Below are 11,937 nucleotides of genomic sequence, written 5' to 3' on the forward strand. Positions count from 1 at the left end.
AGAACGGCCCCATCTGCGACCTACTTGGGTTCAGTCGCGGACGAGGGAGGGCTGGCCGGCGTCGAAGTACTCCACTAGTTCGAACGGGAGGTCCGGTACCTCCCGAGCCGAGCCGTCGCCGCGCAGCGATTCCGCTGCCAAGATACCGGCCGCTACCGCCTGTCGCGCAGCAATCGGACTAGTTTGGGTCTGACCGCCTTCGGAAGCAAAACGCAGGAATTCCTCGATCAACCGCGGGTCAGCGCCGCCGTGGCCACCTTCGCCGTCCTGGATCGTGATGACCTCGTCCGGGGCCGCATAACCGGACGACCGGCTGGTCCACACGTTGATGGTTTCGCCCGGACCGTCTCCCAGGTTCTCGATCCGGCCCTTCGTGCCGATGACCGTATAGTTACGCCAATAATCAGGCGTGAAGTGACACTGCTGATAGCTGGCCAGGACGCCGTTATCCAGCACCATGTTCATCATGGAAATGTCCTCAACATCAATCACCTCCGCCAGGTCCTTCTGCTCGGTGGGCGGCCAGTTATCCATGGAGAACCAGTCCCCCATGCGCTTGCCGGCGTTGTTGCTGCGGTTGGCCACGTCGCCGTAAACCGCGAGATCTCCGACGGCGGCAACCCGCTTGGTGTATCCGCCCGCCAGCCAGTGGATCACGTCGATGTCGTGGGCACCTTTTTGGAGGAGAAGGGACGTGACGTTGGCGCGCTGGGCGTGCCAGTCCTTGAAGTAGTAGTCTCCCCCATGACCCACAAAGTGGCGGCACCAGATCGCTTTGACGTCGCCGATCCTGCCGTCCTCGATCAGTTTGCGCATCTGGACCACCACTGGCATGTGGCGCATATTGTGGCCGACGTACAAACGAGTCCCTGTCTGGTAGGCCGTCTTCAGGATCAAGTCCGCAGCCTCCACTGTGATGTCCAGTGGCTTCTCACAGAAGGTGGGGATGCCCGCCTTAAGCGATTGGACAGCGACGGCGGCGTGCTGATTATCGGGGGTCAGGACCAGGACGGCGTCAATCCCGCTGCTCAGCAGCTCCTCAAGATCCCCCGTCACACGGGCCGACGGGATGCGTTCAGCGGCGTCTGCCCGGCCACGCTCGCTGAGGTCACAAACAATGGCAACTTCCGAGCCTTGGCCCGGCTTGTGGGCGTGCTTCCACAGCCCTGAACGCAGGCCGAAACCCACGATGCCGACCTTCAAATCCTTTTCCATGGTGTGCAATTTCCTTCTGCTGTTCTTAGTAAAGTCTGGTTGCGGCGCTGCGATGCGGCGCCGATTCGCGCACGAACAAGTGCCAGGGGAAGTCAAGGACGCCAGGTGACTCCGGCGCGGTGTGACCCGTTGCCCGCCCAAGGAGCAGCCGGGCGAGTTTGTCGAAGAAGTCAACAGGGCCCACGGTGCTCAGCGACGGTGACATCCGTTCGCCCTCCACGGTGTTGCCAACACCGATGATGTCAACGTCGGTGCCCACGGCGAGGCCCAGGCGCTGGGCTGCGTTGATGGCGCTTACAGCTGCGTAGTCCGTGGTGGCATAGATGGCCGTGGGACGGTCCGGCATGCTCAGCAGTCGCGTTGCCGCCGCGTAAGCCCCCGCACTGGTGCCGTCGAACAGGCCAACGTAATCGTCCCGTTCCTTGATCTTCGCCGCGGCCAAAGCATCGGAGTAAGCCCGATACCTTGTCCCGCCTGAGGTGCCCGCTGCCGTTGCCGGGGTCAGGCAGGCAATCCTCCGGTGGCCGTGGAGCAGATGCTCCACGGCCAGGCGGCAGCCGGGTCCGGCGATGGAACGGATGACGTCGAAGCCCTCCGCTTGGACCTCTTCGTCAAAGACCACCAGCGTGGTGCCGTGCTCGGCGAGCTTGCGCAGGGCTTCCCGCTGGTCAGGACGGACTGCATCCACGAACACAGCATCGGCATTGTGCGTGCCCAGAACTTTGACCCAATCGGCGTCACCCAGGATCATCGGCGTGATGCCCAGCGGGACTGCCGCCTTCTGAACAGCCTCAATGACGGACAACGACCACGGATCGGACAGCATGGTCAGGGACAGGATGACAGTATTTGTCCGTCCCGTGCGGATGGCCCGGGCTGCCTGATTGGGGCGGTAGCCAAGCCGCTCAGCGGCCGCCTTGACCTTCTCCGCCGTCGGATCCGACACTCCTGGTCCGCCATCACCGCGTCGACCCGATAACACGTAGGAAACCGTGGCCGTAGAGACGCCCGCCAGTTCGGCCACCATGCGGATGGTCGGCCTGACTCCTGTGCTGCTCGCTTTTGCCATGGTTCCCCCTGCTGTGTTCTTTGTATCTGCGTGTTGGTTCGTTGTTGGTTTGAGGCTAGCTCCTGAATACCGGCGCGTTGGGGTCCAACGCGGCCTGGTATTCATCGCGCATCTTGTCGCCGCCTTCGCTCTTCCAGCGCTTGACCGCGTCCTTGAGTTCGTCGATCTTGGCGCGGCCGGTAATGATGTCCACCACCTTGTCGCGCAGCTGCTTTGTGATTTTGGCGCCCACCTTGGCGTTGGTGTCGGAGTAGGAACCGTTGGTGGGGTTACGCCATGCGAACTCAAGCAGTTTTTCTTCCTGCTGGCTCACGTACCGGGTGTCGTCGTCGAAACCTGGGTTGAAGATGACGTTCTCCGGGCTGGACATGATGTTCAATGCTGAGACCAGGCCGGGCGCATTGGTGGCTCCCGTCTCGGTGCGTGCCGGGTTGCCGGAGGCATCGATGGTGTAGTCCTGGCCCAGCTCGCCGAAGTTCTTTTGCATGTACTCCACCGTGCCGAACGGCGCCGACAAGTAGTTGATCAGGGCCAACAGTTCGCGAATCTTGCCCTCTTCGGCCTTCTTGAACGGGGTGAAGCCCACCGTGCCGTAGCCCATGTCGTAGACGGGCTTGACCTTGCCGTCTGCACTGAACGGAATCAGGATGTCGAACTGGGCGTCTTTGTTCAGAGCACGGTAGCTGCGGATATCGTGCGGACCCACCACCACTTGAGCTGCCACGCTGCCGTTGGCGACGCGCGACCGGATGTCCGTCGCTTTGGAGTCAGGGTAGAAGACTCCCGCTGCGAACATCTTGGCGGTGAACTCGACGCCGGCCATGTATTCGTCGGTTTCGTACAGGTGGGTGAGGGTGCGGTCCTTATTGACGGCCCAGCTGTTCGGGGCACCAAACCATTCAGTGACCATGTGCAGGGCATTGATGTACGCGGGTTCCAGCGCGTACTTCTGGTCACCCGGGCGGGTCAGCTCCTTGGCTTTCTCCAGGAATTCCTCGGCGCTGGCAGCTTCGAAGCCATCTACCTGGGCCCACACGTCGTGGTTGCCAAGGTACACCTGCCCGAACGGGGTGCTGGGGATGGGAGCTCCCCAGATCTTGCCGTTCACGACGGCGGTCTTCCAGGAATCGGGCTTCAGTGCGGCCAGGTTGGGGTACTCAAGGACAGCGTCACCGGAAAGGTAAGGTGTCAGGTCCTGGAATTTGGCTTCCAACATGGGTCCGACGTTGGGGATGCCCTGGTTCGGCGGAACCCACATCATGTCCGGAAGATCGTTGCTGGCCAGGACAGTGGCGAACTTTGCCGGGTACCCGTCTCCGATGTCTTCGGCGATTTGCAGCTCCAGGTCGCCGCCGAGCTTGGAATTGAGGCGCTGCCAGAAGGGGTTGTCCTTCAGGCCCGGGCTCATGGTCTCGAAGGTTTCGGTCAGGCCGGTGACCTTGCCCTTGAGCGGCGGTGTCTTCACGGACTGCACAGCAGTGGGCAGTTTGAAGTAGCCGGCTTGGAGGCCCTTGGCATTACCGGCGATGTCCGGGGTGACGCCGGTGAATTCCTTGTACGTTGGCAGCTTGACTGACGCGGAGGCAGCGGCGCCTCCGTTGCTCGCGGCCCCGCCACCACCGCAGGCGGACAAGCCTGCGGCTGTCACGGCCAGGCCCGCGAGGCCAAGGAAACCGCGGCGGCTGAATCCAGCCTGGGAGGTAGTGCTCGTCATGGCATAACCCTTTCTGGTTACTTGCTTCATTTCTGAGGTTTGAGTGCTTGGATTTGGTTGCTCTGTGTGGGGCTAGCCCTTGACGGCACCTGTGATGACGCCCTTGGCAAAGTGCTTTTGGAGGAAGGGGTAGACCATCAGGATCGGGACAAGTGCCACCACCACCACGGCCATCTGGATGGACTGCGGCGGCGGAGTGGTAGTGATTCCCAACTGGTCCGCTGCGCCGCTGCCCTGGACCACGAAGTTGCGGAGCAGCAACTGGATGGGCCACTTGCTGTGATCGTTGATGTAGAGCAGGGCGTTGAAGAACGAGTTCCAGAACCCGACCGCGTAAAACAGCCCGACGACGGCGATCACGGCTTTGGATAACGGCATCACTATGCGCCACAGGATCTGCCAGTCGTTGGCGCCGTCGATCCTGGCACTTTCGATCAGTTCACCGGGGATGTTCATGAAGAAAGATCGCATCACCACAAAGTTGAAGGCCCCGAAGATGCCTGGGAGGATCAGCGACCACAATGAGTCCAACAGACCCAGTTGGCGAATCATGAGGAATGACGGAATCAGGCCCGGCGCAAACAGGAGCGTGAACAAGACTGCGAGGATCACTGGTCGGCCAAACAGCACCGTGCGGCTGGTGGCGTAGGCCATGGTGATGGTCACAAACAGCGCCAGGATGGTGCCCACCGCTGTAACCAACATGCTGACTCCAAGTGACTGCAGCACCATGGGGCCCTTGAAAATGGTGGCGTAGGCCTCCAAGGTTGGACGTTCGGGCCAGAGCACGAACCCGCCAGCCTCAACGAGTTGTTCGGTGTCAGCAAGGGACGTTGAGACCACCAGCAGAATAGGCGTAAGGATGGACAAGCTGAAGACAATCAGGACTACGGCTTTGACCGTTTGATATAGGGCGGAAGGCTTTTCCTTCCACACAGGGCGCTTGGGGTTGTAGCTAAGCTCCCGGGGTTTCTTGGTGAAAAGTGTGGTTGCCATGGGGTTCTCCTTGTGCGGCAGGCGCGCGGGTCAGCGGGGTGTTCAGCGCACTTGTTTTGCGAAGATTCCGTCTTCGCCGAAGCGGTGGGCAAGTTTGTTGGCGCCGTAGATCAGCAATGCGCTGACTACGCCCTTGGCCAGGCCCGCTGCCGCGCCCGAACTCCAGCCGCCTCCCACTACGCCGGTGTAGTAGGTGAAGGTATCCAGCACTTCCGCGGCTCCCGCTCCCACGGCATCGCGCTGCAGGATGAACTGTTCAAATCCGACCGAAAGAATGTCCCCGATGCGGAGGATGAGGAGCAGGACGATCACGGGCCTAAGGCCGGGCAGGGTGATGTGCCACATCCGGCGCCATCGTCCCGCGCCGTCGGCCGCCGCGGCTTCGTAGAGCGAGGCATCAATGCTGGCCAACGCTGCGAGGAAGATGATCATGGCCCAGCCGGCGTCTTTCCAGATCATCTGGACCACCACCATCACCGGGAACGTCTCGGGGTTGGTCATGAACGGGATGGGCTCCATGCCCCAGTCCCTCAGAAGGTTGTTCACAAAGCCCGCGCCGCCGAGCATCTGCTGGAAGAACGCGATCACCAACACCCAGGAAAGGAAGTGCGGCAGGTAGGCGATGCTTTGGAAGATCCGCCGAACCCGGCTGCTGATCAGTGAATCCACAATCAGCGCCAATACCAGCGGCACAGGAAACAGGAAGACCAGCTGCCAGGCGGCGAGGTACAGGGTGTTCCAGAAGGCGTGAATGAAGTCAGGGTTGCCGAAAAGGTCTACGAAGTTCTGCCAGCCGACCCACAGGCTGTCACCGATGCCCAGATAGGGCTGGTAGTCCTGGAAAGCGATGACGTTGCCCAGGATGGGGATGTAGAAGAAGAGCAACAGGAAGGCCACACCCGGAAGCATCATGAGCAGCATCTGCTTGTCGCGTCGCAGACGGGACCTGAAACTTTGCTGCGGGACCTTGCTCCTCTTCCGCTTCTTCGGACCGGATCCGGAGGCGTTTCCGTCTGGCGGGCCCGGGACTCGGCGAGCTTCGGGCAATGCCGGAGCCTGTTCCGTCGTCGAGTTCATGCTGTCTCCTCAAGTGCTGAGCCGAATTCACCAATGTGATTTAGACCACGCTCGTTAACCGTTTAACAAACCATATGTGACTCGCATCGCTTTTTGCAAGATGATGATCGAAACTGAGCACAGAAATCACTTTTCATCACTCTGCACCCGTGGGGCTGTCCGATGCCCGCACCCGTTCCCGCCGGTCGCCCTCGTAAGAACGGGCGCACCAGGCGGAAAATGGCGCGCCACAGGCGTATGAGTGGTGCGCCCGGCGGAAAGGGGTGCGCCACAAAGCGTACGAGGATGCGCCTAGCCGCAACGGGCGCGCTCGCGAGGGGTTGAGTGCAGCGTGTGGCAGGCAACCGGACCCCGCTAAAGTACTAGCAGGTGGAATTCAGACAGAAGGTTGAGATGGCAGATTGCTGTAGCCCCGGTGCTGCCGCCCGGGGGCACTCCGAGCCGGAGCCGGGACTCCCCCTTCGAACAGCCGGCGACCATCCGACGGCGAGCACCGCCGTCGAGCCTTCCGCCGCAGAAGGCGCCTCACACATAGACGAAGTCAATGACGTCGAGATTCCCGCGGGAACCTTCGCCATGGGCGATCCCTTCAACGAGGGCTACGGCGACGACGGCGAGTCGCCTGTGCACGAAGTGTCCGTCTCAACATTCCGGATCAGCGCTACCACCGTAACCAATGAAGAGTTCGCCGAGTTCGTCGACGCCACTGGCCACCGCACCGAGTCGGAAACCTACGGAACGTCAGCAGTTTTCCACCTTGCCGTGAAAGCAGACCCACGCGACATCCTCAACAGGGTCAACAACGTCCCGTGGTGGCTCAACGTCCGTGGTGCCGGCTGGGCGCACCCGGCCGGACCACTCTCCAGCTGGACAGACATCCCCGACCATCCCGTCACGCATGTTTCGCACAACGATGCCTTGGCGTACTGCCAATGGGCCGGCCGTCGCCTGCCCACGGAAGCCGAGTGGGAATACGCGGCCCGCGGCGGGCTGTCCGGGCAGCGCTACCCCTGGGGCAATGACCTGCACAACGAAGCGCCCGACCAAGCCGCTCATAACTGCAACATTTGGCAAGGGGAATTCCCCTCCCTCAACACGATCGACGACGGTTACCTCACCACCGCGCCCGCCAGGTCATTCCGCCCCAACGGCTACGGGCTGTACCAAACCAGCGGAAATGTCTGGGAGTGGTGCAGCGACTGGTTCCTGCCCAAGTACTACAAGACGTGCCTGGCACAAGGAACGGTGGAGAACCCGCAGGGGCCCAGCGTCGGCCGCGGAAAGGTCATGCGCGGTGGCTCCTACCTCTGCCACGACTCGTACTGCAACCGCTACCGCCTCGCAGCGCGGAGCTCAAACACGCCGGACTCTGCCAGTGGCAACCTGGGCTTCAGGACTGTGGCGCTCTAAAACTTGGGGCCGTGGCCGCGCTTTGGTCCGTGACCCTTGACGCCCGCCGGCAGTTCTCCTGACACGATCTTTGTCGCTGTCACGGCGTCGCCGTCCTTGGCGCCGCTGACTCTTACTTTGTCGCCGGCTTTGAGGTCGGCAACGGTGGCAGCAGGCAGCGATGGCCTGCCCCTGCCGTTCCTGAGCTCGGAAAGGTCGGCGGGGACCTTGGTTATCCGCGTATCCGCGGTGATCGAATAGCGTTGCGTGAAGCCGTCTTCGCTCTTCACGGCCACCTCGGTGCCACTAACCGATTCGATGGTTCCGGCTTGCGTCAGAACCGGGCGGTAGCTCCCGTCCGGCTGCTTCACTACGTGTTCGCCGTGGATAGCCTGCCCGCGGCCCTCATTGGACTTGGGTTTCGCTGACGAGGACGGGTCGGGCGAAGCAGAAGTGCTCGACGGCGAAGGGCTGGGTTGAGTGCCCGCCCACACAGCGGCGGCCCCGCCGCCGGTCAATGCGAGAGCGATCCCGCCCGCAAGGAAGCCCTTACCAAGGCCTGGTCTGAGAGTGGCCATGCATCCATTGTGCGCCCTTTACATACAAAAGTAGCTCGCAGTTGTGGTCGTTCCAAGCTTTCGAAACAACCACAACTGCGAGCTATCTGGGCATCAAACTGCGGGATTTAGCCCTCGACGCCGAGCTTCTCCAGGATGAGTTCGCGGACACGTCCGGCGTCGGCCTGGCCACGGGTGGCCTTCATGACACCGCCAACAATTGCGCCAATGGCCTGGACCTTGCCGCCGCGGATCTTCTCCGCCACGTCAGGCTGTGCTGCCAATGCTGCGTCAATCGCTTCCAGGAGCGGACCGTCGTCCGACACAACCGCAAGGCCGCGCTTCTCGACGATTTCCTCGGGGGTGCCTTCACCGGCGAGCACGCCGTCCAGGACCTGGGTGGCCATCTTGTTGTTGATCTTGCCGCCTTCAACCAGCTTGTTCAGCTCCACGATGACCTGCGGCGTGACACCAAGCTCTGAAGGATCGACGTCGGCAACCTTGGCGCGGCCTACGATCTCACCCATCCACCACTTACGGGCGACATCGGCGGACGCACCTGCTGCGATGGTTTCCTCGATGGAGTCCATGACACCTGCGTTCACGACGTCGCGGAACTCAAGATCCGAGTAGCCCCAAGCTTCCTTGAGGCGCTTCCGGCGCTCGGCCGGCGGCTCGGGAAGGGTGGCGCGGAGTTCCTCCACCCACTCACGGGAGGCGACGACGGGAACCAGGTCCGGCTCCGGGAAGTAGCGGTAATCGTCGGCGTCGGACTTGGGCCGGCCCGACGTCGTCGAACGCGTGTCCTCGTGCCAGTGTCGCGTCTCCTGGATAACCGGCTCGCCGGAGTCAAGGACGGCGGCGTGGCGCTGGATCTCGTAACGGACGGCGTGCTCGACGGCGCGCAGCGAGTTCACGTTCTTGGTCTCCGAACGGATGCCGAACCGCTCCCGGCCGTGCGGGCGCAGGGAAACGTTGGCGTCGCAACGGACGTTGCCTCGCTCCATTTTGGCATCGGAAACACCAAGGTTCTTCACGATCTCGCGGACTGCGGCGACGTACGCCTTGGCCAGCTCAGGCGCACGGCTGCCGGCGCCCTCGATCGGCTTGGTGACGATTTCAACCAGCGGCACACCCGAACGGTTGTAGTCCACCAGCGAGTAGTCGGCGCCCTGGATACGGCCCGCAGCGCCACCCATGTGGGTCAGCTTGCCGGCGTCCTCCTCCATGTGGGCGCGCTCGATCTCCACGCGGAAGACCGTACCGTCTTCAAGCTCGATGTCGAGGTAACCGTCATAGGCGATCGGTTCGTCGTACTGCGAGGTCTGGAAGTTCTTGGGAGTGTCCGGGTAGAAGTAGTTCTTCCGGGCGAAGCGGCAGGACTCGGCAATCTTGCAGTTAAGGGCAAGGCCGATCTTGATGGAGGACTCCACCGCCGTCTTGTTCACCACGGGCAGGACGCCGGGCATGCCCAGGTCCACCTCATTGACGTTGGTGTTCGGCTCGTCACCAAAGACGTTCGGCGCGGAGGAGAACATCTTGGTCTTGGTGTTGAGCTCCACGTGGACCTCGAACCCCAGGACAGGATCGTACTTCTCCATGGCCTCTTCGAAGCTCAGGGTTGCATCGACGGACATTAGTTGGAACCTCCGGCGGTGGTTGTGGCAGAACCAAGAACAGGCGCCTGCGCAAGCATCGGGCCGCCCCACTTCTCTTCAAGGATGGATTCGAGGACAGCACCCACGCGGTATAGGCGTGCATCCTGGCGGGCAGGAGCCAGCAGCTGGATGCCAACGGGCAGGCCGTCTTCGTCAGCCAGGCCGCCCGGCAGGGACAGGCCCGGGATACCAGCAAGGTTGGCCGGGATGGTGGCGACGTCGTTCAGGTACATCGCCAGAGGGTCGTCCAGCTTCTCCCCCAGCTTGAATGCCGTAGTGGGCGCCGTGGGCGAAATGAGGACATCGGCCTTGGCGAAAGCAGCGTCGAAGTCGCGCTGGATCAGCGTACGGACCTTCTGCGCTGATCCGTAGTAAGCGTCGTAGTAACCAGCGCTCAGCGCGTAGGTGCCCAGGATGATGCGCCGCTTCACTTCGTCGCCGAAGCCGGCGGCACGGGTAGCACCCATGACGCGCTCGATGGTCATGGGACCATCCTTGGGCAGCACCCGCATGCCGAAGCGGACGCCGTCGAACTTGGCCAGGTTACTGGACACCTCAGACGGCATGATCAAGTAGTAAGCGCCCAGGGCGTACTTCAGGTTGGGGCAGGAAACCTCAACGATTTCAGCACCAGCATCCTTCAGCAGCTGAAGGGACTCGTTGAAACGGTTCTCGACGCCGGCCTGGTAGCCCTCACCGTGAAGTTCCTTGACGATGCCGATCTTCATGCCGGCAACGTTGCCCACACGGGCCGCAGCAACAAGATCGTTGAACGGATCGGTCAACGACGTGGAGTCAAAGGGGTCGTGGCCGCCAATGACTTCCTGCAACAGAGCAGAGTCCAGCACCGTACGGGAAACGGGGCCGATCTGGTCCAGCGACGACGCCATGGCAATGGCACCGTAACGGGAAACAGCACCGTACGTCGGTTTCACCCCAACGGTTCCGGTGACGGCACCCGGCTGGCGGATCGAGCCACCGGTATCGGTGCCAAGAGCCAGCGGCGCTTCGAAAGCGGCGACGGCGGCAGCGGAGCCACCGCCCGAACCGCCGGGAATCCGATCCAGGTCCCACGGGTTGCGGGTGGGGCCGTAAGCAGAGTGCTCAGTGGAGGAACCCATGGCGAATTCGTCCAGGTTGGTCTTACCCAGGATGGGCATCTTAGCCGCGCGCAGCTTCTTCACCACGGTAGCGTCGTACGGGCTGTGCCAGCCCTCAAGGATTTTAGAACCAGCCGTGGTGGGCTGGCCGATCGTGACAATGAGGTCCTTCACTGCGATCGGCACACCCGCGAGGGCATGCAGCTCCCCGGCAGCGGAACCACCGGCGGCGCGGGCAGCGTCAACCTCGGCCGCTACAGCCAAAGCCTCTTCGGTGTTCACGTGCAGGAACGCGTTAACCTGACCGTCGACGTCCGCAATGCGGTCAAGATGCGCCTGCGTCACCTCGACGGCGGTCACCTCGCGGGCGGCCAGCTTCGCAGCGAGATCGGCAGCGGAGTGGTGGATGAGTTCGTTCTTCAGCTCAGTCATAGTGATTAGTCCTCATCCAGGATTGCGGGGACCTTGAAACGGTTCTCGTAAGCATCCGGAGCGCCGGACAACGCCTGCTCAGCCGTGAACGTGTGGCCCACAACATCCTCGCGGAACACGTTGGTCAACGGAATCGGGTGCGACGTCGCCGGGACGTCCTCCCCCGCAGCTTCGCTCACGCTCTTTACCGAATCCACAATGACAGCAAGCTCAACAGCCATCCTGTCCAGTTCTTCGGCACTCATTTCAATGTGAGCCAGACGCGCAAGATGCGCGACGTCGTCACGGTTGATCGCAGCCATGGATCTCCCCTGCAAAGTTCAAATGGTTTTCCGGACCAGTCTACTTGGCTGTGCGCACCTGCCGGACGATGCGCTGGCGCGCAAGGCGAGTGGTTGCGTTCGGCGGCTTGCCGCAGACAATCCTTTGGTCGCTCGCTCGTGCCTCGCTTAGACGCGACCGGCAGGATGTCTCCGGCCCGCCACCTGTTGCCCAGCTCACCTTGCGGTCTGTGGCCACGCCACTCCGGGACCCGACAACCAAAAAGACAGCAAAGCGGACCATTCGCGCTTTGCTATCTCGTTGGGTTAGGGACGTGGGCTGGGCGGGCTCTTAGCGCAAAACTGAACCCGGCATCCGGTTGGCCCTGAACGCGAAACGAACCAGGCATCCGGAAGCTTGCGTCTAAGCGACGAAGGAGCGAGCAAGCGGAGGATGTCTGGTTCGTTTC

General features: G+C 62.1%; 10 protein-coding genes. 1 reads left to right on the plus strand and 9 read right to left on the minus strand.

Features of this window, described 5'->3' with window-relative positions; all coding sequences use genetic code 11:
- Nucleotides 1–30 precede the first annotated feature (30 nt).
- The 5 genes from ACIQTW_RS18090 to ACIQTW_RS18110 form a co-directional block, all read right to left on the minus strand.
- Nucleotides 31–1,224 (minus strand): Gfo/Idh/MocA family protein, encoded by a 1,194-nt coding sequence (locus ACIQTW_RS18090; RefSeq protein ID WP_402939735.1) that lies wholly within the window; start codon nt 1,222–1,224, stop codon nt 31–33.
- A gap of 16 nt (nt 1,225–1,240) precedes the next feature.
- Nucleotides 1,241–2,284, minus strand: a complete 1,044-nt coding sequence (locus tag ACIQTW_RS18095) for a LacI family DNA-binding transcriptional regulator (protein ID WP_402939738.1) — start codon at nt 2,282–2,284, stop codon at nt 1,241–1,243.
- Between the two features lie 55 nt (nt 2,285–2,339).
- Complete coding sequence (locus ACIQTW_RS18100; RefSeq protein WP_402939741.1) at nt 2,340–3,998, minus strand: sugar ABC transporter substrate-binding protein; 1,659 nt, start codon at nt 3,996–3,998, stop codon at nt 2,340–2,342.
- Nucleotides 3,999–4,070: 72 nt separating this feature from the next.
- Nucleotides 4,071–4,994 (minus strand): carbohydrate ABC transporter permease, encoded by a 924-nt coding sequence (locus ACIQTW_RS18105; protein WP_091466299.1) that lies wholly within the window; start codon nt 4,992–4,994, stop codon nt 4,071–4,073.
- Nucleotides 4,995–5,036: 42 nt separating this feature from the next.
- Nucleotides 5,037–6,071: an ABC transporter permease gene (locus tag ACIQTW_RS18110; protein ID WP_402939745.1), complete on the minus strand. Its 1,035-nt coding sequence runs from the start codon at nt 6,069–6,071 to the stop codon at nt 5,037–5,039.
- A gap of 393 nt (nt 6,072–6,464) precedes the next feature.
- Between ACIQTW_RS18110 and ACIQTW_RS18115 the strand changes: the two genes are divergently transcribed.
- Entirely contained in the window at nt 6,465–7,481 is a 1,017-nt protein-coding gene (locus ACIQTW_RS18115) for a formylglycine-generating enzyme family protein (protein ID WP_402939852.1), read from the plus strand.
- On the opposite strand, the gene ACIQTW_RS18120 is transcribed toward ACIQTW_RS18115, so the two are convergent.
- The 4 genes from ACIQTW_RS18120 to gatC form a co-directional block, all read right to left on the minus strand.
- The gene (locus ACIQTW_RS18120) at nt 7,478–8,038 is read right to left on the minus strand and encodes a hypothetical protein (protein ID WP_402939748.1); all 561 of its coding nucleotides are present in this window, start codon (nt 8,036–8,038) and stop codon (nt 7,478–7,480) included. The genes ACIQTW_RS18115 and ACIQTW_RS18120 overlap by 4 nt on opposite strands.
- 107 nt (nt 8,039–8,145) lie before the next feature.
- Nucleotides 8,146–9,654 carry an Asp-tRNA(Asn)/Glu-tRNA(Gln) amidotransferase subunit GatB gene (gatB, locus tag ACIQTW_RS18125; RefSeq protein WP_402939751.1) on the minus strand — a complete coding sequence of 503 codons (1,509 nt, stop codon included), beginning with the start codon at nt 9,652–9,654 and terminating at the stop codon, nt 8,146–8,148.
- Complete coding sequence (gatA, locus tag ACIQTW_RS18130; protein ID WP_364306071.1) at nt 9,654–11,207, minus strand: Asp-tRNA(Asn)/Glu-tRNA(Gln) amidotransferase subunit GatA; 1,554 nt, start codon at nt 11,205–11,207, stop codon at nt 9,654–9,656. The genes gatB and gatA overlap by 1 nt, the downstream gene beginning before the upstream one ends.
- Nucleotides 11,208–11,212: 5 nt before the next feature.
- Entirely contained in the window at nt 11,213–11,509 is a 297-nt protein-coding gene (gene gatC / locus ACIQTW_RS18135; protein ID WP_017199363.1) for an Asp-tRNA(Asn)/Glu-tRNA(Gln) amidotransferase subunit GatC, read from the minus strand.
- Nucleotides 11,510–11,937 lie beyond the last annotated feature (428 nt).

The sequence above is a fragment of the Paenarthrobacter sp. NPDC090517 genome (assembly GCF_044769165.1).
Lineage (GTDB): Bacteria > Actinomycetota > Actinomycetes > Actinomycetales > Micrococcaceae > Arthrobacter.